The organism is Streptomyces sp. NPDC003035, from assembly GCF_042888285.1.
In the GTDB taxonomy this organism is placed as follows: Bacteria; Actinomycetota; Actinomycetes; order Streptomycetales; family Streptomycetaceae; genus Streptomyces.
In genome coordinates, this window is the sequence record NZ_JBIAPJ010000003.1 from 617,133 (window position 1) to 643,628 (window position 26,496).

The following is a 26,496-nucleotide window of genomic DNA, read 5'->3' on the forward strand; positions in this document are numbered from 1 at the left end:
CCATGCGCGCACACGTTTCAGAGATCGTCTTCGACTGCGCCGATCCGGCGGGCCTGGTGCGGTTCTGGGCCCGCCTCCTCGGCGGGGCTCCGGTCGACCGGAGCCCCGACTGGTCGTACGTCGAGCCGCCCGGGTTCGTACGGATCGCGTTCCAGCGGGTGCCCGAGGGCAAGGTCGTGAAGAACCGGCTCCATTTGGATGTGCACGCGGACGACATCGGCGCGGCCGCCGACGAGGCGAGCACGCTCGGCGCGTCCCGCGTCGGCGACGTCGTCACCGACCCGTACGGGGCCTTTCAGGTGATGCGGGACCCCGAGGGCAACGAGTTCTGCTTCGTGTCGGGCTGAGAAGGGCGATACGCGGGAAGAATCCTCCCGTCCGTCCATCTGCCTGTCCGCCCGATCCGTCCGCCCGATCCGTCCGCGTCCGCGCCGCCCGGCGTCGGAGGAGGTCCGCGATGTCACCGCGTTCCACCCGGGTCCCCCGGGACGCCGTCCACCATCCCCTCTTCGCCCGTTTCTACGCGCGGTTCAGCGTCTCCGCCGATACGAAGGGGGGAATCGGCGCCCTCCGCACGGAGCTGCTGACCGGTCTGTCCGGCCGTGTCATCGAGATCGGCGCGGGGAACGGGCTGAACTTCGCGCACTATCCCGGCGCCGTGTCCGAGGTCGTGGCCATCGAACCGGAGCGCCATCTGCGCCGGTTGGCGACCGATGCCGCGCTGCGGGCCGACGTGCCGGTGGACGTGGTGCCGGGCGCGGCCGAGGCGCTGCCGGTGAAGAGCGAGGCCTTCGACGCGGCGGTGGCCTCCCTGGTGCTCTGCACGGTACGGGACGTGCCCCGGGCTCTCGCGGAGCTGCACCGGGTGCTGCGTCCGGGTGGCGAACTCCGCTTCTTCGAGCACGGGTCGGCGCCGTCGCCCGGGATGGCCAGGGCCCAGCGCGTCCTGGACCGTACGGTGTGGCCGCTGCTGTTCGGCGGCTGTCACACGGCGCGCGATCCGCTGGCGGCGATCGAGGCGGCGGGGTTCGCACCGGTGACGTACCGCAGCTTCACCGTCCCGGAGCAGGGGCCTCGACTGCCCTCCTCGTACTGCGTGTTGGGCACGGCGCGGCGGGTCTGAGCAGCGGGGCGTGGGGCGTCCGGCTCAGCGGCTCCACTGACGCAGCTCGGCGGCGATGTCCCGGACGTCCGCCTCGCCCTCCTTGACCAGGCGGGCGAGGTCGCGGACCTGTTCGGGCGAGGTGACGACCTTCACACCGCTGGCGACGAGATAGCCGTAGGCGACGGCGGAGGCGAACATCGCGTTGGAGTGTTCCAGCGCCGGGACGTGCAGCAGGAGTTGGAGCAGGGCGGCCGCGCGGGCGTGCGGGTCGCTGTAGACGGGCACGCCGAAGATCTCGGCGTCGTGCCTGCCGACCGCGGCGACGAGCGCGCCCCAGTCGGTGACCTGGGGGTCGCCGGGCATGCGGTGTTCGGCGACCATGAGCAGCCAGGCGATGTCGACCGTGAGGCTCATGCGGTGCGGCCACGCTCCGTGCCGAACTCCTCGGCGAACACGGCTTCGTACTCCTTCATGAAGTCCGCGGCCGCCTCGACGAAGGCACGCCCCGATTCCCCCGCGTCCTGCTGGACGAGTTCCTCGATGTAGCGGTTGACGCTCACTCCGCGCTGTTGCGCCCGCCGGCGCGCGGTGTCGGCGGTGGTCTCGTCCACACGTACGTTCAACTGAGTCTTCGCCACACGACCACGCTAGCGCCGGCGCGCTAGCACCGGCAAGGGGAGCCGAACGCCGACGCGGAACCACGGACGCGGCCTAGGGGCGGGCGGTGGAGCAGGAGGGGCACAGGCCGCGGTAGAGGACCTCGACCTCCGACACCGCGAAGCCGAAGCGCTCCTCCTCGGGGAGGTCGGCCAGCGGGTCGCCGGTCGGGTGGACGTCACGGATCGTGCCGCACCCGGCGCAGACGAGGTGCTGGTGGGGGTGGTGCGCGTTCGGGTCGTAGCGCTTCGCGCGGCCTTCGGTGGAGACCTCAACGACCTCACCGAGCGAGACCAGCTCGCCCAGGGTGTTGTAGACGGTCGCCCGGGAGATCTCGGGCAGCCGCTGCACCGCGCGGACGTGCACCTCGTCGGCCGTGAGGTGCACGTGGTCGCCGTCGAGGACCTCCGCGACGACCCGCCGCTGGGAGGTCATACGCCAGCCACGCCCTCGCAGTCGCTCCAGCAGGTCACTCATATCGGCTCACCCATTCGGCTTCGGCTTCGACGGGACACGCGACCTCCACGGGTGGACGCACGGTATCCGACGGGTACGGGATTGGCGCACTTCTTGACTTGGACTCTGTCCATCGTAGGATCGCTTCCGGCAATAGCCAAGGGACAACATGACTCCGGCACGGGTGGCGCTCCCGCCCACCGGGCTTCCCGAGGCAAGCTCCGATCCGCCCCGTCCGGAAGGATTTCCATGTCCGAGAACCATGATGCGATCGTCACCGACGCGAAAGCGGAGGGAACGGGCGGCTGCCCGGTCGCGCACACCGCGCGCGCCGCGCACCCGACCCAGGGCGGCGGAAACCGCCAGTGGTGGCCGGAGCGGCTCAATCTGAAGATCCTTGCCAAGAACCCCGCCGTGGCCAACCCGCTCGGCGAGGAGTTCGACTACGCCGAGGCGTTCAACGCGCTCGACCTCGCGGCCGTGAAGCGGGACATCGCCGAGGTGCTCACCACCTCGCAGGACTGGTGGCCGGCCGACTTCGGCCACTACGGCCCGCTCATGGTCCGCATGGCCTGGCACAGCGCCGGTACGTACCGCATCAGCGACGGCCGCGGTGGCGCCGGTGCCGGTCAGCAGCGCTTCGCGCCGCTCAACAGCTGGCCGGACAACGGCAACCTGGACAAGGCCCGCCGCCTGCTGTGGCCGGTCAAGAAGAAGTACGGCCAGTCCATCTCCTGGGCCGACCTCATGATCCTCACCGGCAACGTCGCCCTGGAGACGATGGGCTTCAAGACCTTCGGCTTCGCCGGCGGCCGCGCCGACGTGTGGGAGCCCGACGAGGACGTGTACTGGGGCCCCGAGACCACCTGGCTCGGCGACGAGCGCTACACCGGCGACCGCGAGCTGGAGAACCCTCTCGGCGCGGTCCAGATGGGCCTCATCTACGTCAACCCCGAGGGCCCCAACGGCAACCCGGACCCGCTCGCCGCGGCCCGCGACATCCGCGAGACGTTCCGCCGCATGGCGATGAACGACGAGGAGACGGTCGCCCTCATCGCCGGTGGCCACACCTTCGGCAAGACCCACGGCGCCGGCCCGGCGGACAACGTCGGCGCCGACCCCGAGGCCGCGCCGATCGAGGCGCAGGGCCTGGGCTGGGCGAACACGTACGGCACCGGCAAGGGCGCCGACGCGATCACCAGTGGCCTCGAGGTCACCTGGACCACGACCCCCGCCCAGTGGGGCCACGACTTCTTCAAGCACCTCTTCGAGTACGAGTACGAGCTCACGAAGAGCCCGGCCGGCGCTCACCAGTGGGTGGCGAAGGACGCCGAGGCGATCATCCCCGACGCCCACGACCCGTCGAAGAAGCACCGCCCGATGATGCTCACCACCGACCTGTCGCTGCGCTTCGACCCGGTCTACGAGCAGATCTCGCGCCGCTTCTACGAGAACCCGGAGCAGTTCGCGGACGCCTTCGCCCGCGCCTGGTTCAAGCTGACGCACCGCGACATGGGCCCGGTCGTGCGTTACCTCGGTCCGGAGGTCCCGTCCGAGACGCTGGTGTGGCAGGACCCGCTGCCGGCGCGCGAGGGCGAGCTGATCGACGCCGCGGACATCGCCTCCCTCAAGGAGCGGATCCTCGCCTCGGGCCTCACGGTGACGCAGCTCGTCTCCGCCGCCTGGGCCGCGGCCTCCTCCTTCCGCGGCAGCGACAAGCGCGGCGGCGCCAACGGCGGCCGCATCCGCCTGGAGCCGCAGCGCAACTGGGAGGTCAACAACCCGGACGAGCTGGCGCAGGTGCTGCGTACCCTCGAAGGCATCCAGGAGTCCTTCAACGCCGCGGGCGACAAGAAGGTCTCGCTGGCCGACCTGGTCGTCCTCGCCGGCTCCGCGGCCGTCGAGCGGGCGGCCAAGGACGGCGGCCACGACGTCGAGGTGCCGTTCACGCCCGGCCGTGTCGACGCCACGCAGGAGCAGACGGACGTCGAGTCGTTCGCCGCGCTCGAGCCGTCCTCCGACGGCTTCCGCAACTACGTCGGCAAGGGCAACCGTCTGCCGGCCGAGTACCTGCTGCTCGACAAGGCGAACCTGCTGACCCTCAGCGCGCCCGAGATGACCGTCCTCGTCGGTGGTCTGCGCGTCCTCGGCGCCAACCACGCCCAGTCGAAGCACGGCGTCCTCACGGACAAGCCCGGCACGCTGTCGAACGACTTCTTCGTGAACCTGCTCGACCTGGGCACGGAGTGGAAGGCGACGTCCTCGGCGCAGGACGAGTTCGAGGGCCGCGACGCGGCCACCGGCGAGGTGCGGTGGACGGGCACCCGCGCCGACCTGGTCTTCGGCTCGAACTCCGAGCTGCGCGCGCTCGCCGAGGTGTACGCGAGCGACGACGCGCAGGCGAAGTTCGTGACGGACTTCGTCGCGGCGTGGCACAAGGTCATGGAGCTGGACCGCTTCGACCTCGAGCGTTCCTGACGATCACGGCCCGCGAGGGCTGATCGCGGCGCCCGGACCGACCCAGGTGGGTCGGCCCGGGCGCCTGCGCGTGAGAGGCCGGCGCGCGCGGAGGTCTGCGCGCGCCGGGCCGGTCGCTCACGGGGTGGCTGGTCGCTCAGGGGTCGGCCGTACACGGGCCGGCCGCTCAGGTCGGCCGTGCGCCGAGTCGCACGTATGCCGCGCTCCTCGTGCGCCGGGCCGGCCGTGCGCCGGGTCGGTGGCGCGCCGGGCTGACCGGATGGCGGAACGCGGTCGACGGTCGGCCGGAGCCGGTGATGGGATCGGGCCATGACCGAACTGCGCATCCGGGCCGCCGAGCCGGCCGACCTCGACTCCGTCCTCGCCTTCTGGAAGGTGGCCGCCGAGGGCACCAGCATCAGCGACGACCGTGACGGGATCGAGCGGCTCGTCGCACGCGACCCCGAGGCCCTGATCCTCGCGGAGCGTGGCGACGAGCTCGTCGGCACGGTGATCGCCGGGTTCGACGGCTGGCGCTGTCACCTCTACCGGCTCGCCGTCCACCCCGACCACCGCCGGCGGGGCGTGGGCGGCGCGCTGCTCGCGGCGGCCGAGGAGCGGTTCGTACGACTCGGCGGACGGCGGGTGGACGCCATGGTGCTGGACCGCAACGAACTCGGGCAGCACGCCTGGCGCGCGGCGGAGTACGGCCCCCAACGGCACTGGACCCGCTGGGTGAAGCCGCTGACGGCGGCCCCGCGAGGCTGATCACGGCACCGCTTTGCCCATCCTTTACCATGAGTGTTTGTTTCCATCCCGCACGACCGAAAGGTGTGAGCGTCCGCCCATGGGCGAGCCTCCCAGTACCAAGCGAGCGATCCCTCTCCCCGTGACTGATCATGGGACGGAGGTGAACCGATGACCGAAGTGCTTCTGCTCCTGGTGGCGCTGCTGCTCTCGCTCGCGTGCGGCGCCTTCGTCGCGGCAGAGTTCTCGCTCACGACCGTCGAGCGGTCCGAGCTCGAACAGGCCGTGGAGCGGGGTGAGCGGGGCGCGGCGAGCGCGCTCAAGGCCGTCAAGTCACTCACCTTCCAGCTCTCCGGCGCGCAGCTCGGCATCACGGTCACCAACCTGATCGTCGGCATGCTCTCCGAGCCCTCGATCGCCAAGCTGATCCGTGGCCCGGTCGAGGACCTCGGCCTCTCCCCCACGGTCGCCTCCTCGATCGCCCTCGTCATCGGCACCGCCCTGTCGACCGTCGTCCTGATGGTCGTCGGCGAGCTGGTCCCCAAGAACTGGGCGATCTCCTCGCCACTGGCCATCGCCAAGCGGGTCGCCACGCCGCAGCGGATCTTCACCGCCGCGTTCAAGCCGCTGATCAGCCATCTCAACAACACCGCGAACCGGATCCTGCGCCGGCTCGGCATGGAGCCGACCGAGGAGCTGGCCTCCGCCCGCTCCCCCCAGGAGCTGGTGGCGCTGGCCCGCCACTCCGCGAAGCAGGGCGCCCTGGCGGCGGACACCGCGGAGCTGTTCGTCCGGACGCTGAACCTGGCCGAGCTGACAGCGGAGAACGTGATGACCCCGCGCGTCCAGGTCACCGCCCTGGAGGTGCAGGCCACCGCCGAGGACGTCGCCAACGCGACCCGCGCGACCGGCCTGTCCCGCTTCCCCGTCTACCGGGGCAGCCTCGACTCGGTGGTCGGGATCGCCCACATCAAGGACGTGCTGGCGATACCGGCCGACGAGCGGCCCCGTCGGCGCATCGGGGACATGCTGCGCGAGCCGCTGCTGGTGCCCGAGACCCTGACCGTGGACCGGCTGCTCGACCGGCTGTCGGGCAAGCAGACGATGGCGGTCGTCATCGACGAGTACGGCGGTACGGCCGGCGTCGCGACCTTGGAGGACATCGTCGAGGAGGTCGTCGGCGAGGTGCGCGACGAGCACGATCCGCACGAGACGCCGGACCTGGCACGGGCGGGCGCGGACGCGGACGGACGTGACCTCTGGTCCGCCGACGGCGCCGCGCGCACGGATCAGCTGGAGGCCATCGGCCTTCGGGTGCCGGACGGACCGTACGAGACGCTGGCGGGTGTCCTCGCCACGGTGCTGGGGCGGATCCCCGCCGTCGGCGACAGCGTGGAGCTGGCCGGCTGGGAGCTCGACGTGGTGGACGCCTCCGGGCGCAGGGCAGCGCGGGTGCTGATGCACGCGCCGCCGGCCGAGGGGTCCCGCACGACCGAGGAGACGGGCCGATGATCGCGATCCAGTTGTTGATCGGCTTTCTGACCCTGGTCGTGAACGCCTTCTTCGTCGGCGCGGAGTTCGCCCTGATCTCCGTACGCCGCAGTCAGATCGAACCGGCCGCCGAGCAGGGCGACCGGCGGGCGCGCAGCGTCATGTGGGGTCTCGAGCACGTCTCGGCGCTGCTCGCCGCGGCGCAGCTCGGCATCACGCTGTGCACCCTGGTGCTCGGCATCGTCGCCGAGCCGGCCATCGCGCATCTGCTCGAGCCGGTCTTCGACGCCGTCGGCGTGCCGCACGGCCTGGTGCACCCGATCTCGTTCGTGATCGCGCTGGCCCTGGCGACCTATCTGCACATGCTGCTCGGCGAGATGGTCCCGAAGAACATCGCGCTGGCCGAGCCGACGCGCTCCGCGCTGCTCCTCGGCCCGCCGCTGGTGGCGATCGCCCGGGCCCTGCGCCCGGTGATCTTCGCGATCAACGCCTTCGCCAACGCGCTGCTGAAGCTGCTGCGCGTGGAGGTGAGGGGCGAGGTCTCGGCGACGTTCTCGGACGACGAGCTGGCCAGGATGGTGACCGACGCGGGCGTCGCCGGTCTGCTCGACGACCGGGCGGCCGAGCGCCTGCACGACGCCCTCGAACTGGGCCGCCGTCCGGTGCGGGACGTGGTCATGCCGGTGGAGAAGGTCGTGTACGCGGCGGTCGGGACGACGCCGGAGGAGCTGGAGGCGCTGGCCGCCGAGTCCGGCTTCTCCCGCTTCCCGGTGGTCGACGCGAGCCGCCGGATCCTGGGCTACATGCATGTCAAGGACGCCCTGGACGCGACGCCGCGCGATCTCCCCTTCCCGGTCGCGGCGATGCGGCCGATCGCCCGGGTCCGGGCGGCCACGCCGATGGACGACGTGCTGACGGCGATGCGCCGCAGCCGTACGCACCTGGCGGCCGTGCTGGACGAGGACGGCAAGCTGGCCGGCATGGTCACGATGGAGGACGTCCTGCGGGAACTCGTCGGGCGGCCGGCGGCCTCCTGACGGTGGTGGGTCCGGGCCCCGGGAGCGCGCTGTGCGCCCGGGGCCCCGGCGGATCCCCACCGGCATACCGAACGGTATGATCGCTCCGCCATGCAGATGAATGCCACCTACACCAGTCTTGTCACCGTCGGGGACAGCTTCACCGAAGGCATGTCGGACCGACTGCCCGACGGCACCTACCGGGGATGGGCGGACCTCCTCGCCGCCCGGCTGGCCGCCCGCAGCCCCGACTTCCGGTACGCGAACCTCGCCGTACGGGGCAAGCTCATCGGCCAGATCGTCGAGGAGCAGGTGGACCGGGCCGCTGCCATGAAGGCCGATGTCGTGACGTTGGTCGGCGGCCTGAACGACACGCTGCGGCCGAAGGTCGACATGGGCCGGGTACGGGCCCTGCTCACCGAGGCGGTCGAGAAACTGGCGCCGTCCTGCGGCCGGCTGGTCCTGATGCGCAGCCCGGGCCGCAACGGCCCGGTGATGGAGCGCTTCCGGCCCCGCATGGAGGAGCTGTTCGCCCACGTCGACGCGCTCGCCGCCCGGCACGGCGCCCTGGTGGTCGACCTGTACGGAGCACCGGCGCTCGGCGACCAGCGAATGTGGGACGTCGACCGGCTCCATCTGACCGACGAGGGGCACCGGCGGGTGGCCGAGGCCGTGTGGCAGGCTCTGGGCCTGGATCCCGAGCACGACTGGCGGACGCCGCTGCCGCCGGCGGTCCGGCCGGGCTGGGCGGCCCGCCGTCTGAGCGACGCGCGCTTCGCCAGGGAGCACCTCGGTCCGTGGATCGGACGGCGGCTGACCGGCCGCTCCTCGGGGGACGGGCGCCCGGCCAAGCGGCCGGAGCTGCTGCCGTGGGAGCCCCCGACGGTGTAGCCCCGCCCCGCGCGCGTGACGGGCGTCTCGTAGCAAGAGACGAACCGGGCCGTGGCGCTGGCCTGCAGAAACCGCCAGTAGAATCTGGTCACGTGACTGCTGCTGCGAAGCCCCGTATCCCCAATGTCCTGGCCGGCCGCTACGCCTCCGCGGAGCTCGCCGTCCTCTGGTCCCCCGAGCAGAAGGTGAAGCTGGAGCGCCGGCTGTGGCTCGCCGTGCTGCGTGCCCAGAAGGACCTCGGGATCGAGGTTCCGGACGCGGCCCTCGCCGACTACGAGCGCGTGCTCGACCAGGTCGACCTCGCCTCCATCGCCGAGCGCGAGAAGGTCACCCGCCACGACGTGAAGGCCCGGATCGAGGAGTTCAACGCGCTCGCCGGTCACGAGCACGTCCACAAGGGCATGACCTCCCGTGACCTCACCGAGAACGTCGAGCAGCTGCAGATCCGGCTCTCGCTGGAGCTGATGCGCGACCGCACGGTCGCCGTCCTCGCCCGCCTCGGCAAGCTGTCCGGCGAGTACGCCGAGCTCGTCATGGCCGGCCGCTCCCACAACGTCGCCGCCCAGGCCACGACCCTCGGCAAGCGTTTCGCCACGGCCGCCGACGAGTTGCTCGTCGCCTACGGCCGCCTGGAGGAGCTGATCGCCCGCTACCCGCTGCGCGGCATCAAGGGCCCGGTCGGCACCGCGCAGGACATGCTCGACCTGCTCGGCGGCGACGCGGCCAAGCTGGCGGAGCTCGAGCAGCGCATCGCCGGGCACCTCGGCTTCGCGCACGCCTTCACCTCGGTCGGCCAGGTCTACCCGCGCTCGCTCGACTACGACGTGGTCACCTCGCTCGTGCAGCTGGCCGCCGCGCCCTCGTCGGTCGCCAAGACGATCCGTCTGATGGCCGGCCACGAGCTGGTGACCGAGGGCTTCAAGCCCGGCCAGGTCGGCTCCTCCGCGATGCCGCACAAGATGAACACCCGCTCCTGCGAGCGCGTCAACGGCCTCATGGTCATCCTGCGCGGCTACGCGTCGATGACGGGCGAGCTGGCCGGCGACCAGTGGAACGAGGGCGACGTCTCCTGCTCGGTGGTCCGCCGGGTCGCGCTGCCGGACGCGTTCTTCGCCCTCGACGGTCTCCTGGAGACCTTCCTGACCGTGCTCGACGAGTTCGGCGCGTTCCCCGCCGTCGTCGCCCGCGAGCTGGACCGCTACCTCCCCTTCCTGGCCACGACCAAGGTCCTGATGGGCGCCGTCCGCGCCGGGGTCGGCCGCGAGCTCGCCCACGAGGCCATCAAGGAGAACGCCGTCGCCTCGGCCCTCGCCATGCGTGAGCAGGGCGCCGAGCGCAACGAGCTGCTCGACAAGCTGGCCGCCGACGAGCGGATCCCGCTGGACCGCGCGCAGCTCGACGCGCTGATGGCGGACAAGCTGTCGTTCACCGGTGCCGCCGCCGACCAGGTCGCCGCCGTGGTCTCCCGTATCGAGGAGATCGTCAAGCAGCGCCCGGAGGCCGCCTCTTACACCCCCGGGTCGATCCTCTGACCCGGTTCACGCCGCAGGAGCTCGAGGCCGCTCGCGACCGCGTCATCCCCGACGTGGTGGCGGGCGGCCTTTCCGTCCTCTTCTGCGGAATCAATCCGGGTCTCATGTCGGCGGCGACGGGCCACCACTTCGCCCGCCCGGGCAATCGCTTCTGGCCGGTGCTCGAGCTGTCCGGGTTCACGCCGCGGCTGCTGAAGCCGGCGGAGCAGGAGGAGCTGCTCGCGTACGGCCTGGGCATCACGAACGTGGTGGCGCGGGCGACCGCGCGGGCCGACGAGTTGAGCGACGAGGAATTCCGGGAGGGCGGCCGGCTGCTGTCCGAGCGGGTGGAGCGCCTGCGTCCGCGGTGGCTGGCGGTGGTCGGCATCACGGCGTACCGCACGGCGTTCGGGGAGCGCGGCGCGGTCGTCGGTCCGCAGGAACGGACGATCGGGGACACCCGGATCTGGGTGCTGCCCAACCCCAGCGGGCTGAACGCGCACTGGTCGGTGGGGGCGATGGCGGAGGAGTTCGGGCGGCTGCGGGAGGCGGCGGGCGTGCCGGACCGGAGGGTCACGGCGGATCCACCTCGGTGACGCAGACCAGGAGACGTACGGCTGCCCCGGCCGCCCTGTCCTCCTCGGACGCTCCGTCATCCCCCCGCGTGCCGAGCACGATCCAGCGCCCGTCCACCCACCAGAGCTGGACGTCGGGCAGCGAGGTGCAGAGCAGGTCCCAGGGGCGGGGTATCGCCTCCCCCGCTCCGTAGCGATGGAGCAGACCGAACAGCCCGATGTGGTCGGGCGGACCCCAGCGGTCGGCGAGGAGCAGGGCCAGCGCTTCCCGTTCCACCTCCGCCCGACCCCCGCGGGGGTCGGCGAGGGCTAACTCCGCGAGGTGATAACCGTCCGCGGCGAACGCGCGGGCGCGCAGCAGGTCCACGGTGTCGAGGTGCTGTGCGAGCGTCATGGCTCCAGTAAAGCGGCCCCCACCGACAGCTGGTGCTCCGTCAGGCCGCCGGGCGCTCGCCGCCCTCCCGTCCATTGAGTAACATCCGCCAGACACGCGTACGAGCTGGAAGGACACACTGTGGGGCGGCTGACCGGCGGGGATCCGTCCCTGCTGCGGCGGATCAATTCCGCGGTGGTACTCCATGCTCTGCGGGGCGCCGACGCGCTCACGCTCACGGACCTGACCCGGATCACGGGGCTCTCCCGGCCGACGGTCGAGGGCGTGGTCGAGGGGCTCATCGTCGGGGGTCTCGTCGTCGAGGCGGCGCCCGAGGAGGGCGAGGCCAGGAGGCAGGGCCGACCGGCCCGGAGGTTCCGCTTCCGGGCGGAGGCCGGGCATCTGCTGGGCATCGAGATCGGACCGCACCGGGTCGCCGCGCTGCTCTCGGGCCTGGACGGGCGGATCATCGGCGCCGGGTCCCGTGAGGTCTCGGAGACGGCGCCGGAGGACGAGCGCCTGGAGCGGGTCCGCGCGGTCGTCGCCGATGTGCTCCGCCGGGCCGGGGTGGCGCGCTCCAATCTGCGGGCAGTCGGCGTCGGTACGCCGGGGATCGTCGAGGCGGACGGGACGGTCCGGCTCGGCACGGCGCTGCCCGGCTGGACGGGCCTGGCGCTCGGTGAGCGGCTGCGGCGTTCGTTCCGGTGCCCGGTGCTGGTGGAGAACGACGCGAACGCGGCGGCGGTCGCGGAGCACTGGAAGGGCGCGGCGACCGACTCGGACGACATCGTCTTCGTGCTCGCCGGGCTCAGCCCGGGTGCGGGTTCCCTGATCGGGGGCCGCCTGCACCGCGGCTACGGCGGGGCCGCCGGGGAGATCGGGGCGCTGCACCTGCTCGGTCGGGGGGTCACCCCGGAGCATCTGCTGTCGACGACGGACGAGCCGCTGCACCCGCTGGACGAACAGGCGGTCGCCGAGGTGTTCGCACTGGCCCGGCGGGGTGACGCGCGGGCCGAGGCGGCGGTGGAGCGCTTCACCCAGCGTCTGGTGCACGACGTGGCGGCGCTGGTCCTCGCGCTCGACCCGGAGGTGGTGGTGGTCGGCGGCTGGGCCGCGGGCCTGGACGGCGTACTGCAGCCCCTGCGCGACGAACTGGCCCGCTTCTGCCTGCGCCCCCCGCGGGTGGTCCTGTCGATGCTGGGCGAGGCGGCGGTGGGCACGGGCGCTCTGCGCCTCGCCCTGGACCACGTGGAGGAGCAGCTCTTCGCGGTGGAGGGCACGGTGACGGCCCGCCGCTGAGCGGGGGGTCTGGACGGGCGGGCGAGCAGGGGCCCAAGGGCCAGCGGCTCAGGGCTCCACCGCGGGCACGTCGGCGGTCGCAGCCGGACGGGACGCCCGCTCGTCGTCGCGGTCCGTGCCGGCCGCGGGGTGGGAGACGCGGAGTTTCGACTGGCCGTGGGGCAGTTCTTCCCAGTCGTCCATGAAGCGGGCGACGAGGCCGTGCTTCGCGGCCAGCCTCGTCAGCGTTTCCGTACGGTAGTAGAAGTCCTCCCCCAGCACCTGGTGTTCGGCTCCCTCCGTGCGGTCGAAGGTGAAGTCGAAGAAGCCGCCGGGCGCCAGTACGCGTCCGACGTGCGCCAGGCATTCGTCGATGACATGGACCGGCGAGTGCGAGAAGACGCTGTGGGCGTGCACCACCGTGAACCAGGCGTCCGGAAGGAAGTCCAGCTTCAGGTCGTCGACGGGGGTCAGATGGGGGAGCCTGTCCTGCAGCCCGTGGCGGACCAGCGTCTTCTTGGCCTCGATGAGGATGTCGGGGGAGATGTCGATCCCGTAGTAGTGGCCGGGCTCCAGGTACTCGATGAACCGCCAGCCGGCACGCAGGTTGCCGCAGCCGATCTCCAGCATCCGGTCCCGCGGCGTCAGCCCGTGACCCAGCAGGTAGTCGTACTGCATCTGCCCGATGGCCAGCCAGCGGTCGTACGACGGTCCGCCGCCGACCGCCGCCTCGGGGCTGCGGGCCGTGTCGGAGGCCATCACGGCCCGGTAGTAGGCGACATGGCTGCCCCGGTGCCGCAGCCGCAGCCAGCTGTCCCGCCCCGCCCGGCGCAGGTAGGGCACGACGCGCTCCGGATGCCGGAGCGCGTAGCGCATCTTGTGCCCGAGCCGTGAACGGTTCACCGACAGACGTGATGCGGGTCCGTGCTGCATGAAGGCCTCCGTGCCGTGTGTGGGCCGCCCCCTTGTCGGATGCTAACCACGGGCGTCGGGACGCGCCCCTCGCCCGTTCGGGAGAACCGTTCAGCCGAGTGCCCCGCCCCGCGTGGTGCGCCCGGCACGACCGCCGCAGCGTGAGAGGTCAGGTCGGGGAGTCGTCACCCGCCGTCCCTTCGAGCGAGGCCAGGCCATGCAGGAAACACGATTCGTCTCCGGCCCCCCGGAGCGGCCGCAGCGCGCGGTGCCCGAGCGCGGCGCTCCGCACGGGGCGGCCGCGCGTCCGCTGCCTCTGCTGGCGGGTGTCGGTGCCGCCTTCGCTCTCCTCCACCTCGCGCTGGTCGCGCCCGGTCTCGGACTCGGCTGGGACGAGACCGTGTACGTCAGTCAGGTGAGCCCCCAGGCACCGGCGGCCTTCTTCAGCGCCCCCCGGGCCCGCGGCATCACCTACCTCGTCGCTCCGGTCGCGGCGCTGACCACCTCCACGTCGGCGCTCCGCGTGTACATGGCCGTGCTGGCGGGCTGTGGCCTGTTCCTGGCGCTGTGGGTGTGGCGACGGCTGCTGCCCGCTCCCGTGCTCGCGATCGCCGGGGCGCTGTTCGCCAGCCTGTGGGTGTCGATGTTCTACGCCTCGCAGGCGATGCCGAACCTGTGGGTCGCCTACGGGGCGCTGGCCGCGGTCGGGTGTTTCCTGCGGACCGCCCGGGACCCCGGCGACGGCCGCGCGCTTCTCGTCATGGGCGCCGGGGTGGCGTTCGTCGCGCTGATGCGTCCGACCGACGCGGTGTGGCTGGCCCTGGCCCTCGTGGTGGCGGCCCTGGTCATGCCGGGTACGCGTCGCCGGGGCCTGCTGGTCCTCGTGGCCGGCGCGGGCGTGACCGTCGGATGCGCCGAGTGGGTGATCGAGGCGTACGTCCAGTACGGCGGCCTGGCCGCGCGGCTGCGGCGGGCCAGCGAGATCCAGGGTCACCTCGGCTGGTACTTCTCCGTCGACGACCACGTGCGGGCCCTGGGCGGCCGGTCGCTGTGCCGGCCCTGTGACGTGCCCTGGCGCTACCCTGCCTCCGCCCTGTGGTTCTTCGCGCTGCCGCTGCTCGTGGCGGGCGGCGTGCTGTCCGCCGTTCGGGCCGGGAACCGCGCACCGATCCTCCTCGCCACGGCGGTGGGGGTGGTGCTGGCGGCGCCGTACCTGTTCACCGTCGGTTACGCGGCGCCCCGTTTCCTGCTTCCGGCCTACGCGCTGCTGGCCCTGCCCGTCGCACAGGGCCTGCTCCGGGCATGCCTCGCCCCGCTCCGGTGGCGGCGCACCGCGATCGGTCTCGTCGCGGTGGCCGTCGTCGCCCATGTGGCGATCCAATATCTGCTGGTCGAAGGGGTGGCGAACCGTGTACGGCGCGACAGCGTGACGCTCACCCGGATCGCGGCCGGACTGCACGCCCAGGGCGTGCGCCCGCCGTGCGTGATCAGCGGCGAGGAGGCGATCCGGATCGCGTTCCGTACCGGCTGCGCCTCCCGCCAGCCGGGCGGTCATGACGGAAGCATCACGCCGGGCGCGCTGGCGGCCACGGCCCAGCGACAGCCCGTCGCGGTCCTCGTCGCCGGCGAGGGGCGCCCTCCCGCGTACGCCCGCGAGTGGCGCGTCCACCCGCTCCCCGACCTGGGTCACCGGACCGGTTTCCGCGCCTACCTGTCACCCGCCGTCCTGCCGCGTCCGACGGGCTGAGACCTCGTCAGGAGGCCGTCAGGGCGTCAGCGGCTCAGGAGGTCGTACGGCGTCAGAGGCCCAGGAGGTCAGGAGGCCATCACGAGGTCGCCCGAGTCGCCGAAGGTCAGGCGGCAGGTGTCGGCGCGGTACGTGGCCACCGAGACCGCCGCCGTCCGCCCTTCGGAGAGGTAGCGGGTGGTGACGACGAGGACGGGGGCGCCCGGGAGGCGGTCCAGTTCCTTGGCGTCGTCGGCGCGCGCGGAGCCGAGCTCGACGGCGCGGTCCTGACCGTCCAGGACGAGCCGCTGGAGTTCGCGCAGCACGCGGCGGGCGCGGGCGGGGCCGGACGGGGCGTCGATCGCGGTCAGCTCGGGGACCGATCCGGAGGGTACGTACAGGAGCTCGGCCGCGACCGGCTGGCCGTGGGTGACCCTCAGGCGGCGTACGACGTGCACCTGCTCGTCGGGCTCGATGTCCAGGAGCCGCGCGACGGCGGCGGGGGCCGCGGCGGAGGCGGAGTCCACGGACTGCCAGGTCTCCTCGGCCACGCCGGGCCAGTTGTGCTGCGTCGTGGAGACGTCCACACCGACGCGGGGCGGGGCGACGGTCGTGCCGACACCGCGGCGCCGCTGCAGACGGCCTTCCAGCTCCAGCTGCTCCAGGGCCTGGCGGAGCGTGGCCCGGGCGACGCCGAAGCGCGCGGCGAGCTCGCGCTCGTTGGGGAGGATCTCGCCGACCGCGAAGTCGGAGTCGAGCGCCTCACCGATCACGGTCTTGAGGTGCCAGTACTTCGGCTCCGGCACCGATTCCAGCTGCGTGGTCCCCACCCTGATCCTCCGCATTCGCCGTGTCCTCGGCGGTTTTCCGCGCCCTTGTTTATTAAAGGTTCCTGCACTAACTCTGCGACCATAAGACGGCTCACCCCCTTGGTCAAGACCAATCCTGACCCGGATGCCCGTGAACGGGGCCCTCCGGCGTTGATCGTTCACAGGACGTTCGCGCCGCCGTGAGGCCCGCGCAGCACAGCGCCCCGCCTCCGGAGCGGAGACGGGGCGGATCAGGAGGAGCGGCGGGTCAGCCGACGGCGACGGCGTGGAGTTTGTCCGGGTTGCGAACGATGTAGACGCACTGGACGCGCCCGTCCCGCGTCTCGATCTGGAAGACCGCGTCGGGCTTGCCGTCGACGAGGGCGAGCAGCGCGGGCCCTCCGTTGAGCTCCAGGAAGCGGAACTCGTAGGCGGTCCCCGCGTCCTGGGACACGGCGAAGAGGAAGCGGCCGACCTTGTCCGCGCTCTCGATGACACGCAGCGGCGCCTTGGACTTGCCGCCGCTGTCGCCGACGAGGCGGACGTCCGGGGCGAGCAGGGCCAGGAGTTGTTCGAGGTCCCCACCGGCCGCGGCGGCGAGGAAGCGCTCGGTGAGGTCCCGCCGCTCGGCCGGGTCGACGTCGTAACGGGGCCTGCCCTCGTCGACATGGCGGCGGGCGCGGGCGGCGAGCTGGCGGACGGCGGCCTCGGAGCGGTCGAGTGCGGCGGCGATCTCCGCGAAGGAGAAGCCGAACGCCTCGCGGAGGACGAAGACCGCGCGTTCCAGCGGCGAGAGGGACTCGAGGACGACGAGCACGGCGAGCGAGACGGAATCGGCGAGCATGGCCCGCTCGGCGGTGTCGGGGACGGCCGGGCCGAAGTCCGTGACGACGGGCTCGGGCAGCCAGGGCCCGACGTACGACTCGCGGCGCGCCTGGACCTGGCGGAGCCGGTCGAGCGCGAGGCGGGTGGTGATCCGTACGAGGAAGGCGCGCGGCTCCCGGACGTCGTCGCGGTCCGCGGACGTCCAGCGCAGCCACGCCTCTTGGACCACGTCCTCGGCGTCGGCGACGCGGCCGAGCATGCGGTAGGCGACGCCGATGAGCATCGGCCGGTGTTCTTCGAAGACGTCGGTCAGGGTGTCGGTCTCCACGCCCCCATCCCAGCCGACCGCCCGGGCTCTGTCCAGTTCCGTCCGGGCCCTTGAACTCCTGCCTACTGAGCGGTAATTCTTGCTGACAGGATGTCTAAGTCAGGGAGCAGGCGTATGTCCGAGCAGATATCGTTCACCATCGAATCCCCGCGCGGTCCGCGCCCCATGTCCCTGACCTACGAACGCCGGGGCCGGGGCGAGCCGTTGCTCCTGCTGCACGGCATCGGTCACCACTGGCAGGCCTGGGAGCCCGTCCTCGGCATCCTCGCCGCGGAACGCGATGTCGTGGCCGTCGACCTGCCCGGCTTCGGCACCTCGCCGGCGCTGCCGGAGGGCTGCGCCTACGACCTGTCGACGGTCGTGCCGGTGCTCGGCGCCTTCTGCGCGGCCCTCGGGATCGAACGGCCGCATGTGGCGGGCAACTCCCTCGGCGGGCTCCTCTCCCTCGAACTCGGCCGCGAGAAGCTGGTGCGCTCGGTCACCGCGCTCTCCCCGGCCGGTTTCTGGTCGGAGAGCGAACGCCGGTACGCCTTCGGCACCCTGCGCGCGATGCGGGCCGCCGCACTCTCGATGCCCGTGCCGCTGATCGAGCGGCTGTCCCGCAGCGCCGCCGGGCGTACGGCGCTGACGAGCACCATCTACGCACGTCCCGGGCGCCGTTCACCCGAGGCCGTGGTTGCCGAGACGCTCGCGCTGCGCGGGGCCACCGGCTTCCGGGACACGCTGGAGGCCGGCCGCACCGTGCTGTTCGGCGACGACGTCCCCGCGGTGCCGGTCACCATCGCGTGGGGCACCCGCGACCGGCTGCTGCTGCGCCGCCAGGGCGTCCGGGCCAAGAACACCCTGCCCGGAGCCCGGCTCGTGCGGCTGCCCGGCTGCGGCCATGTGCCCATGAGCGACGACCCGGCGCTCGTCGCGCGGGTGATCCTCGACGGCAGCCGCTGACCGGTCCGCACGCGGTCCCCGCGTGAACAGGCCCGTCCCGAGGGCCGCTCCCGCGCCCACGAGGACGCTGCCGGCGGCCTGCGGGAGGCCGAAACCGCCGGTGGAGACGAGCGCCGCGGTCAGCGCCGCGGCGACCGGGATCGCGCCGGTGAACAGAGTGGCGCGCTCCATGCCGATCCGCTGCACCCCCGTGTAGAACAGGACGAAGCCGACGACCGTGGCCAGGGCGGCCTGCCAGATCAGGGCGCCGGTCTCCACGGCCGTCGGGACCCGCAGGAACGCGCCACCGTCCACGACCAGTCCGAGCAGGGCCGACTCGACGGCGGCGACACCGCAGACGACGGCCGTGAGCAGCTTCGGCCCGAGCGGCCGAAGGACGGGCACGGCGAGGACGGTGAAGCCGACCTCGCCCGCCAGGGCGCCCACGGAGTAGGCGAGGCCGGCCAGATCGGTACGGCCCCAGCCCTGGACGGTGAAGGCACCGGCAGCGACGAGCAGGGCGCCGTAGAGAACCGGCCTGGTGGGCCTGCGCCCGTCGATCAGCGGGACGAGCACCGCCACCACGACGGGGGCGCAGCCGACGAGGACACCGGGGACGGCGGGCTCCGCGGTGCGTTCCGCGGCGAGGACCGCGAGGTTGAAACCGACCATGCCGACGCCGGCGAGCACGGCGAGCCGCACCCACTGGCGGGCGCCGAGCGCGCGGAGCGGGGCGAGTCCGCCGGGGCCGAGGAGCGGGAGCAGGAGGAGACAGGCGGCGCCGTAGCGGAGGGCCTGACCGCCCGCGTACGGGTAGTCGCCGAGAAGGCTGTTGGCGGTGAAGGAGGCGCCCACGAGGGCGTAGGCGACGGTCACGAGGAGCGTGCCCCGCAGGGAGTTCGCGTTCATGGTCCCGACGCTAGAAAGCGGGGCGGTCCGGTTTAAGGTCCACTTCCATGACGTCTTCGGGGACCACTTCCGCCGCGCCGCGGGGCGGGCAGCCGGCCTGGGAGCTGCTGCTCCCCGCGGCGGCGGCACCGGCGCGGCGGCGCGGCCGGGCACTGCAGGAGGCGCTGCGGGATGCCGTGCGCACCGGCCGGCTGACGGCGGGGACACGCCTGCCGTCCAGCCGTGAACTGGCGGCCGATCTCGGCGTCTCGCGCGGTCTGGTGACGGAGGCGTACGAGCAGCTCACGGCCGAGGGCTATCTGCGCAGCGACCGCGGATCGGGCACCTGGGTGGGCGAGGCGGTGCGGGCGGCCGCGTCGCAGGCCGCGCGGGATCTCGCGCCGCGTGCGCCGGGCGCCCAGGTGGACTTCCACCCCGGGACGCCCGATCTCGCGCTCTTCCCGCGCACGGCCTGGGCGGCGGCCCAGCGGTCGGTGCTGTCCGCGCTGCCCCACCGGGCGCTCGGCTACCCGGACCCCCGGGGGCTGCCGGAGCTCCGGACCGCGCTCGCCGGGATGCTCGCGCGCCGGCGCGGGGTGGTGGCGGATCCCGAACGTCTCGTGGTGTGTTCTGGGGTGGCCCAGGCGTCGACGCTGCTCGGCTTCGTCCTGCGGGGGCGCGGGATGCGGACCGTCGGGATCGAGGACCCGGGGAGCCCGGAGCACGACCGGCTCTTCGCCGCGACCGGCATGCGGACGGAGTGGCTGCCGATGGACGAGGAGGGGCTGCTGCCGGGTCCGCTCGCCGCGTCGGGGGTACGGGCGGTCGTGACGACGCCCTCCCACCAGTTCCCCACCGGACTCGCGTACTCGGCGGCTCGTCGCGCCGCGCTCCTCGACTGGGCCCGTGCGGTGGACGGTTATGTCCTGGAGGACGACTACGACGGGGACTTCCGCTACGACCGGGCGCCGGTCGGGGCGCTGCAGGGGCTCGATCCGGAGCGGGTCGCGTACACCGGCTCCGTGAGCAAGTCCCTGGCTCCCGGGCTGCGGCTCGGCTGGCTGCTGGTGCCGGAGGAGCTGGTGGAGGAGGTCGTGGAGCGCAAACGGACGATGGACCTCGGGAATCCGGCGCTGGACCAGGCGCTGCTCGCGGAGTTCGTGACACGCGGTGGCTACGACCGGCAGCTGCGCCGCTGCCAGCGCGCGTACCGGGAACGGCGGGACGCGCTGGTGGCGGCCCTGGGGAGGCATTTCCCGGGCACCGAGGTGAGCGGGATCGCCGCCGGGCTGCACATCATCGCGCGCGTGCCGGAGCGTTACGGTCCGGGCGCGCGGTTCGTGGAGCGGGCGGCGTCCGCCGGTGTGGCCGTGCGCCCCCTGGAGGAGTACGGCACGCAGCGCCCATCGGACGGCGTCGTACGGCTGGTCATCGGCTATGCCCACCTGACGCCGTCCGAGATCGCGCGGGGCGTCCGCCTGGCCGCGGAGGCGTGCGGAGGGAACGCGGCTGGCTGAGGGGGCCGGCGGGGCGAGGGCCTTGGGCCGTAGGGGTGGGTCGGGAGCCCTTGGGCCGGACGAGGGCCCGGGAGCCGTGGACCCGGAGCCGTAGGGCCGGAGGGGCACCCGGAGCCGGAGGAGTGGGCCGGGAGCCCTTGGGCCGAACGGGGTGGACTCCGCTCTGTTCACGCGGGGTTCGTGTGCGCGCCGCCCCCGGCCGTTAGGCATGGGGGCGACACACCGGACCGCTCAGCTCTTGGAGGCGCCTCGATGTCCCGCTCCGTCCCCGGTCGCCCGTCCCCCGCCCGCCGCAGCGTGCTGCGCGGCTCGCTCGCCGCGTCGGCGGCGCTCACCCTCGGCGGCGCCGCCGCCGTAGCCCCGGCGCTGGCGCTCTCGGGGCGGCCGCGGGCCGTGTGGGGTGTGCAGACGGGTGACGTGACCGCCTCCTCGGGTCTGGTCTGGGTCCGCTCGGACCGGCCGGCCCGGATGATCGTGGAGACCTCGGCGAGCGAATCGTTCCGCCGCGCCCACCGTCACCTCGGTCCGCTGCTCGGCGCGGGCACCGACTTCACCGGTACGACGGCACTGCGCGGGCTGCCCGCGGGCGAGCAGATCCACTACCGGGTCACGCTCGCGGACCCGGACGACCCGCGCCGCACGGGCGAACCGGTCGTCGGCACCTTCCGTACGGCTCCGGCGCGGCGGCGCGACGGGGTGCGCTTCCTCTGGTCGGGTGACATCGCCGGGCAGGGCTGGGGCATCAACCCGGACATCGGCGGTTTCCGGGCGTACGAGGAGATGCGCCGGCTGAACCCGGACTTCTTCCTCTGCAGCGGCGACACGATCTACGCGGACGGCCCCCTCCAGCCGAGCGTGACGCTGCCCGACGGGCGGGTCTGGCGGAACGTCACCACGCCGGAGAAGGCGAAGGTCGCCGAGACCCTGGACGAGTACCGGGGCAACTTCCGCTACAACCTCCTGGACCACAACGTGCGCGCCTTCAACGCGCAGGTGCCTTCGATCGTGCAGTGGGACGACCACGAGGTCCGCAACAACTGGTACCCGGGCCAGATCCTGGACGACGCCCGCTACACGGAGAAGGACGTGGACGTGCTGGCGGCCCGCGCCTCGCGGGCGTTCGCCGAGTACTTCCCGGTGTCCACCCTGCACGCGCGCGAGGGCGCCGCGGAGGGCCGGATGCACCGGGTGGTGCGGTACGGGCCGCTGCTCGACATGTTCGTGCTCGACATGCGTTCGTACCGCAACGCCAACTCCCCCGGCCGGCAGGCGGACGACACCACGGGCATCCTCGGCGCGGAGCAACTGGCCTGGCTCAAGTGGGAGCTGAGCCGCTCGCGAGCGGTGTGGAAGGTGCTCGCCGCGGACATGCCCCTGGGTCTCGTCGTGCCCGACGGCTCGGCGAACATCGAGGCGATCGCCCAGGGCGACCCGGGCGCCCCGCTCGGCCGGGAGCTGCAGATCGCGGAGCTGCTGCGGTTCATCAAGCACCGACGGATCACCGGCACGCTGTGGCTGACCGCCGACGTCCACTACACCTCCGCCCAGCACTACGCCCCCGAGCGCGCCGCGTTGCAGGACTTCGCGCCGTTCTGGGAGTTCGTCTCCGGTCCGCTGGCCGCGGGCGGCTTCCCGGCCAACAAGCTGGACGCCACCTTCGGCCCGGAGAGGGTGTTCGTACGGGCGCCGGAGCGGGCGAACGTCTCGCCGATGGAGAGCCCGCAGTACTTCGGGGAGGTGGACATCGACGGCGGCAGCGGCGAACTGACCGTCCGGCTCCGCGCGGAGGGCGGAAGGGTCCTGTTCAGCAAGGTGCTCCAGCCGGGGCGCGTCGGTCAGTGAGACCGCTCGGCGGTGATTGTCAGTGGCGGGCTCTAGCGTCGTTTCCATGACGCGATCCGTACAGGCGCTCGCCTATTCACGCCCGTCCGCCCTGGAGTCCTCCGGGGCCGGACGGTTGCTCGGCCTGGAGACCTCCGGTGGGCTCACACCCGCCGGGGCCGAGGCGCATCCCCGGTTCTTCTCGGGTTTTCTGACGTCCCCGCAGATCGCCGCCCGCGGACTGCTCGCGGTGGCCGACGTGGCGGCCGCCCGCTACTACCAGCGGATACGGCCGGGGTCGCTGGACCCGGTCGTCACGGGGAACGGCGACCGGCTGCGGTTCGAGTCGTTCTCGGGCTGCGGCGGGGTGTACGCACGCCTCGACGTGCTGAGCGAAGGTCTCGACGGGGCGGAGACGGGACACGGCACCACCAATGTCGACGTCAACAACCCGCTGCGCGAGGCGCTGTCCCGGATGACGGGAAGCGATCCGCTGCATCTGCGGGTCGGGCCGGACGAGTTGGCGGTGACCACCCTGGAGGGCGCGGTCGTCGAGAAGAAGGTTCCGCTGCCCGACCGCTGGCTGCGCGGCTTCGCCGAGGCCCAGGTGGCCTCCGCCGGATTCGATCTGCGCGCGGAGCTCTCGGGTCCCGATGCGGTGCGTTTCCTTCGCTCGCTGCCGCGCTCGCAGGGCCGCGGATCCGGTCCCCTGTGGGTCGTCCAGACCGGCCGCACCCTGCGGCCCACCACCCGGCCGGTGGCGGGCGCCGTCTGTCTGCCGGGGCCGGAGCGGCTGGTGGCGCTGGAGCGGGTGCTGCGGCACGCGACCGCGCTGCGGGTCTACGGGCCCGTGCCGGACGGGGTCGCCACCGCCGCCGCCTGGGAGGTGACGCTGCCGGGCATGCGCCTCACGCTCACCCTGTCGCCCGACGCCTCGCGGGGCTTCTCCGGCGAGGGCGGTGTTCTGGAGGCGCTGGCCACGGAGGAGGCGGCCCAGGACGCCGAGCTCGTCTCGGTCCTGCTCGCCTGGGAACCGCGCATCGACCTCGCCGACCTCGCGGCGCAGGCAGGGCTTTCGGTGGACCGGGTGCGGGCCGCGCTGACCCGCCTCGGCACGGCCGGCCGAGTGGGCTACGACGTGGCCGACGCCGCGTACTTCCACCGGGAGCTGCCGTACGACGCGGACCGCGCCGAGCGGCACAACCCCCGTCTGGTGGCCGCCCGCGCCCTGGTCGCGGAGGGGGCGGTCCTGCTCGACGGCGAACCGGCGGCGGTCGTCTCCGGTGAGCGGCGCTATCAGGTACGGGAGTCCGGTGGCGTCCTGAGCTGCACCTGCCAGTGGTGGGCGGACTACCGGGGACGGCGCGGGCCGTGCAAACACGCGCTCGCGGTCCGGATGGCCCGCCGCGGTGCGGTGTCCGAGGCCATGGCGGCGGTCGGAGGCGTGCGATGAGCGGCGGGAACGAGGAGAAGACGGTGCGGAGCCTGCTGGTGGCGGTCCGCGAGGGACGGGCCGAAGACGTGCCCGGGCTGCTGAAGGAGCTGGGGTCCGCCGGGCGGAAGGCGGCCCTCCCGGAGGTCAAGGCGTTGCGGACCGAGGTCCGCGGCTGGGACTGGGAACGCTGGCACGAGCAGACGAAGGTCCAGCGCGCGCTGCGCGTCGCCGGGGCGGGGTGTCACACCGGCGCGGCGGCCGCCGCGGCCTGGATCGGTGGCCGCGATCTGTTCGACTGGGACCGGTCGACCACAGACCTCCTGCTGGACGTGCTCTCCGACCGCGAGCCCGCGTGGCTGGGCGACGTGGCGCAGCGGCTCGCCGAACGGCCGGCCGTGGCACAGGACGAGTACCGGCTCGTCCATGAGCTGGTCGCCCGGTCCGGCTGTGCCGTGCCGACGACGGACGGCTACATCCTCGGCTGGACGGCCGAAATGACCGACGGGACGCTTCTGGAGCGTCTGCGGGACGATCCGCAGACCCCCATCCTGGTGCCGCGGATCTTCGACATGATCGAGACCCCCGACCGGCTGACGTGGTCGGGGGGACCGGGGTCCCCCACCCACTGGCCCACCGCACTCAAGGCGCTGGCCGACGAAGGCGTCCTCGACCGCGCGACGCTGGTCGACGGCTGCGTCGCCCGGCTGCTGCGCGGCGGCCGGGCCCGTGACCTCCGTTTCCCACTCACCCTGCTCCAGCTCCTCGGTACCGATGTGGAGGAGCGGCGTGGCCGGACGGCCGAATGGATCGGGATGGCGGCCGACGCGCCGTCGCCCGTCGCGGCCTACGCGCAGGAGGTTCTCGCGGGGCTCGCCGCCGAGGGGTGGCTCTCCGTCCAGGATCTGGCCGAGATGACCGGGCCGGTGCTGTTCCGTACGGAGAAGAAGCTGGTACGGGCCCAACTGTCGCTGCTCGCCAAGGAGCTGCGGCGGGTGCCCGGGGCGGCGTCCGAGCTGCTGCCTCTGGTCGCGGACGCGTTCGGGCATGCGGACACCGGCATCCAGGAGCGGGCGCTGAAGCTGGTCGGACGGCACCTGGCGGAGGTGGACGAGCGGGTGCGCGAGGAACTGGCGGGCGCCGCGACGGCGTTGAGCCCGGCGCACCGGCGGGCGGCCGAGGAGCTGTTCGGCGCGGCGGCGGGCCCGGACGACGACCTTCCGTACGAGGAGATCCTGCCCCCGGTGCCTGAGCCGCGGCGCGTGGCGGGTCCCGCGGAGACCGTCGCGGAGCTGATCGAGGATCTGGTGGCGGTGTCCAAGGGCCGTACGGACGCGCCCGAGGAGTTCGAGCGGGCGCTGGACGGCCTCGTCCGTCACGCTCATCGCCGGCGCGAGGAGCTGATCGGGGCGGTGGAGGCCGCGTTCGCCGACGCCTTCTGGATGGAGAAGGACCCGGACGGGCGGAACCGGGACCCCTTCCATCACGGCACGTACGGGGTGGACGTCGTCCTCGCCGCCCTGATGGGGAGGGTGCGACACGAGCGGATCCACCATGCGTTGGTGCACGGTCGAAGGGTCGACTCCTGTGCTCACCTGGGCATGGACAGGGTGGTCGACGCCCGGCTGTGGGAGGCCGCCTCCTTGATCGGTTCGGAGCGGCTCCCGTTCCTGCTCGCCGCCCCCACCTGGCACACCGGGGCGATCGAGCCGTCGGTGCTGGTGGAGCGGCTGCGGGCCTACCGGGACGCGGGGATCGAGCCGGCCCCGGTGGATCTCGCCCAGGCTCTGCTGCGGGTCCGCAAGGCCGACCCGTCGGCCCAGGACGCGGCAGTGGCGGCGGCGGAGCTCGGCACGCGGGCGGGTGAGCGGCTCGCGGACTGGCTGACGGCCGACGCGTCCCTGGCGCCCGCTGTGCGGCTCCTGCCCCGTGGCGACACGGAGGACAGGACCAAGAGGGAGGGAAAGTGGCGGCTGATGGACCGCCTCGTCCTGAAGATCCGTGAGAGGAGGGCCGTACGGGAGGAGTTCCCGCCGGTGTTGCAGTGGCTGGGCGGCGCCGGGGCCGAGGTCAACCACCGCTGCACTCACTGGATCCGAGAAGAGCAGCACTGGCCGGGCGTTCTCCCGGACGACCGCGAGACCTTGGCGACCTGGCTGCTGCGCGGCCTGGCCGTCGCGGTCGAGTGGGACCAGCGCGGCGTGACCTGGGGGCTGACGGCGCTCGCCGAGTCCGACGGGCCGGTCGGTCCGGCCACCCACCTCGCGGTCGCGATCGGCCTCGGCTGCCGGCACGCGGAGGACCGGCTGACCGCCGTGGACGCGCTCCTCGTCCTGGCGGCGCGGGGCGATCTCGACGCGCCCCGGCTGGGCGGGACCCTGGCCGGGCTCGTCGGCGAGGGCACGGTCAAGCCCAACCGGCTCGCGGACGCGTCCCGTACGGCCGCCGCCACCGGCGCGTACGCCACCACATGGGCCGTGCTGGCGGGTGCGCTGCCGGATCTGCTGGTGGCGGAGGAGCCGGTGCGCGGGCTCGGTGAACTGCTGGCCGTGGCCGCCGACTGCGTGGAGCGGTGCGGAGCGACGGCCGAGATACCGGCCCTCGACGCGGTCGCCGAACGCGGCGGCTCCTCGCAGCTCGTGGTCCAGGCCCGGCGGCTGCGGAAGGCGCTCCGGAACCTGTCCGCCTCACCCGATCAGGCCACGACACAACCGGCCGAAAACCGTCACTAAGGACCCAGATCGGCGCTTAACCCGT

At 73.0% G+C, this 26,496-nt stretch carries 23 protein-coding genes and 1 pseudogene; 16 read left to right on the forward strand and 8 right to left on the reverse strand.

The window, feature by feature from the left end:
- Nucleotides 1-2: 2 nt before the first annotated feature.
- A complete protein-coding gene (locus tag ACFYV5_RS12390) occupies nt 3-347 on the forward strand; it encodes a VOC family protein (RefSeq protein WP_355110279.1) in 345 nt (114 codons plus the stop codon).
- A gap of 110 nt (nt 348-457) precedes the next feature.
- Nucleotides 458-1,123 (forward strand): class I SAM-dependent methyltransferase, encoded by a 666-nt coding sequence (locus tag ACFYV5_RS12395; protein WP_389167537.1) that lies wholly within the window; start codon nt 458-460, stop codon nt 1,121-1,123.
- Nucleotides 1,124-1,147: 24 nt separating this feature from the next.
- On the opposite strand, the gene ACFYV5_RS12400 is transcribed toward ACFYV5_RS12395, so the two are convergent.
- From ACFYV5_RS12400 to ACFYV5_RS12410, 3 genes are all read right to left on the reverse strand, one after another.
- Nucleotides 1,148-1,519: a fic family toxin-antitoxin system, toxin component gene (locus ACFYV5_RS12400; RefSeq protein ID WP_355110277.1), complete on the reverse strand. Its 372-nt coding sequence runs from the start codon at nt 1,517-1,519 to the stop codon at nt 1,148-1,150.
- Nucleotides 1,516-1,743, reverse strand: a complete 228-nt coding sequence (locus ACFYV5_RS12405; protein WP_355110276.1) for an antitoxin — start codon at nt 1,741-1,743, stop codon at nt 1,516-1,518. Before ACFYV5_RS12405 ends, ACFYV5_RS12400 begins: the two co-directional genes overlap by 4 nt.
- Nucleotides 1,744-1,816: 73 nt before the next feature.
- A complete protein-coding gene (locus ACFYV5_RS12410) occupies nt 1,817-2,239 on the reverse strand; it encodes a Fur family transcriptional regulator (RefSeq protein ID WP_355110275.1) in 423 nt (140 codons plus the stop codon).
- Between the two features lie 228 nt (nt 2,240-2,467).
- On the opposite strand from ACFYV5_RS12410, the gene katG reads away from it, so the two are divergent.
- The 7 genes from katG (at nt 2,468) to mug (ending at nt 10,927) form a co-directional block, all read left to right on the forward strand.
- Nucleotides 2,468-4,696, forward strand: coding sequence for a catalase/peroxidase HPI (gene katG / locus ACFYV5_RS12415; protein WP_389167542.1), 2,229 nt, complete (start codon nt 2,468-2,470; stop codon nt 4,694-4,696).
- A gap of 309 nt (nt 4,697-5,005) precedes the next feature.
- A complete protein-coding gene (locus tag ACFYV5_RS12420) occupies nt 5,006-5,443 on the forward strand; it encodes a GNAT family N-acetyltransferase (RefSeq protein ID WP_389167545.1) in 438 nt (145 codons plus the stop codon).
- A 150-nt stretch (nt 5,444-5,593) separates the two neighbouring features.
- Nucleotides 5,594-6,934 (forward strand): hemolysin family protein, encoded by a 1,341-nt coding sequence (locus ACFYV5_RS12425; RefSeq protein ID WP_389167548.1) that lies wholly within the window; start codon nt 5,594-5,596, stop codon nt 6,932-6,934.
- Nucleotides 6,931-7,950, forward strand: coding sequence for a hemolysin family protein (locus tag ACFYV5_RS12430; protein WP_355110271.1), 1,020 nt, complete (start codon nt 6,931-6,933; stop codon nt 7,948-7,950). The genes ACFYV5_RS12425 and ACFYV5_RS12430 overlap by 4 nt, the downstream gene beginning before the upstream one ends.
- A gap of 90 nt (nt 7,951-8,040) precedes the next feature.
- Entirely contained in the window at nt 8,041-8,820 is a 780-nt protein-coding gene (locus ACFYV5_RS12435) for an SGNH/GDSL hydrolase family protein (RefSeq protein WP_355110270.1), read from the forward strand.
- 92 nt (nt 8,821-8,912) lie between these two features.
- The gene (gene purB / locus ACFYV5_RS12440; protein ID WP_355110269.1) at nt 8,913-10,352 is read left to right on the forward strand and encodes an adenylosuccinate lyase; all 1,440 of its coding nucleotides are present in this window, start codon (nt 8,913-8,915) and stop codon (nt 10,350-10,352) included.
- The gene (gene mug / locus ACFYV5_RS12445; RefSeq protein WP_389167867.1) at nt 10,349-10,927 is read left to right on the forward strand and encodes a G/U mismatch-specific DNA glycosylase; all 579 of its coding nucleotides are present in this window, start codon (nt 10,349-10,351) and stop codon (nt 10,925-10,927) included. The genes purB and mug overlap by 4 nt, the downstream gene beginning before the upstream one ends.
- On the opposite strand, the gene ACFYV5_RS12450 is transcribed toward mug, so the two are convergent.
- Nucleotides 10,905-11,300 (reverse strand): hypothetical protein, encoded by a 396-nt coding sequence (locus ACFYV5_RS12450; protein WP_389167552.1) that lies wholly within the window; start codon nt 11,298-11,300, stop codon nt 10,905-10,907. The genes mug and ACFYV5_RS12450 overlap by 23 nt on opposite strands.
- A 120-nt stretch (nt 11,301-11,420) precedes the next feature.
- Between ACFYV5_RS12450 and ACFYV5_RS12455 the strand changes: the two genes are divergently transcribed.
- A complete protein-coding gene (locus ACFYV5_RS12455; protein WP_389167555.1) occupies nt 11,421-12,578 on the forward strand; it encodes an ROK family transcriptional regulator in 1,158 nt (385 codons plus the stop codon).
- 48 nt (nt 12,579-12,626) lie between these two features.
- On the opposite strand, the gene ACFYV5_RS12460 is transcribed toward ACFYV5_RS12455, so the two are convergent.
- Nucleotides 12,627-13,490 (reverse strand): class I SAM-dependent methyltransferase, encoded by an 864-nt coding sequence (locus tag ACFYV5_RS12460; RefSeq protein WP_355110266.1) that lies wholly within the window; start codon nt 13,488-13,490, stop codon nt 12,627-12,629.
- Nucleotides 13,491-13,686: 196 nt separating this feature from the next.
- Between ACFYV5_RS12460 and ACFYV5_RS12465 the strand changes: the two genes are divergently transcribed.
- A complete protein-coding gene (locus ACFYV5_RS12465) occupies nt 13,687-15,216 on the forward strand; it encodes a hypothetical protein (RefSeq protein WP_389167558.1) in 1,530 nt (509 codons plus the stop codon).
- A gap of 68 nt (nt 15,217-15,284) precedes the next feature.
- On the opposite strand, the gene ACFYV5_RS12470 is transcribed toward ACFYV5_RS12465, so the two are convergent.
- Entirely contained in the window at nt 15,285-16,025 is a 741-nt protein-coding gene (locus ACFYV5_RS12470; RefSeq protein WP_389167561.1) for a GntR family transcriptional regulator, read from the reverse strand.
- A 247-nt stretch (nt 16,026-16,272) separates the two neighbouring features.
- Complete coding sequence (locus tag ACFYV5_RS12475; RefSeq protein WP_355110263.1) at nt 16,273-17,157, reverse strand: RNA polymerase sigma-70 factor; 885 nt, start codon at nt 17,155-17,157, stop codon at nt 16,273-16,275.
- A gap of 114 nt (nt 17,158-17,271) precedes the next feature.
- On the opposite strand from ACFYV5_RS12475, the gene ACFYV5_RS12480 reads away from it, so the two are divergent.
- Nucleotides 17,272-18,102: an alpha/beta fold hydrolase gene (locus ACFYV5_RS12480; RefSeq protein WP_355110262.1), complete on the forward strand. Its 831-nt coding sequence runs from the start codon at nt 17,272-17,274 to the stop codon at nt 18,100-18,102.
- A 51-nt stretch (nt 18,103-18,153) separates the two neighbouring features.
- Here the strand turns inward: ACFYV5_RS12480 and ACFYV5_RS12485 are convergent.
- Nucleotides 18,154-18,990: pseudogene (locus tag ACFYV5_RS12485) on the reverse strand (EamA family transporter); the annotation flags it as partial.
- 47 nt (nt 18,991-19,037) lie between these two features.
- On the opposite strand from ACFYV5_RS12485, the gene ACFYV5_RS12490 reads away from it, so the two are divergent.
- The 4 genes from ACFYV5_RS12490 to ACFYV5_RS12505 all read left to right on the forward strand — a co-directional run bounded on the left by ACFYV5_RS12490 (nt 19,038) and on the right by ACFYV5_RS12505 (nt 26,471).
- Nucleotides 19,038-20,486: a PLP-dependent aminotransferase family protein gene (locus tag ACFYV5_RS12490; protein ID WP_389167566.1), complete on the forward strand. Its 1,449-nt coding sequence runs from the start codon at nt 19,038-19,040 to the stop codon at nt 20,484-20,486.
- Nucleotides 20,487-20,738: 252 nt separating this feature from the next.
- Entirely contained in the window at nt 20,739-22,328 is a 1,590-nt protein-coding gene (locus tag ACFYV5_RS12495) for an alkaline phosphatase D family protein (RefSeq protein ID WP_389167569.1), read from the forward strand.
- A 46-nt stretch (nt 22,329-22,374) separates the two neighbouring features.
- Nucleotides 22,375-23,760 carry an SWIM zinc finger family protein gene (locus ACFYV5_RS12500; protein WP_389167572.1) on the forward strand — a complete coding sequence of 462 codons (1,386 nt, stop codon included), beginning with the start codon at nt 22,375-22,377 and terminating at the stop codon, nt 23,758-23,760.
- On the forward strand, nt 23,757-26,471 hold the full coding sequence (locus ACFYV5_RS12505) for a DUF6493 family protein (RefSeq protein ID WP_389167575.1): 2,715 nt from the start codon (nt 23,757-23,759) through the stop codon (nt 26,469-26,471). The genes ACFYV5_RS12500 and ACFYV5_RS12505 overlap by 4 nt, the downstream gene beginning before the upstream one ends.
- Nucleotides 26,472-26,496 lie beyond the last annotated feature (25 nt).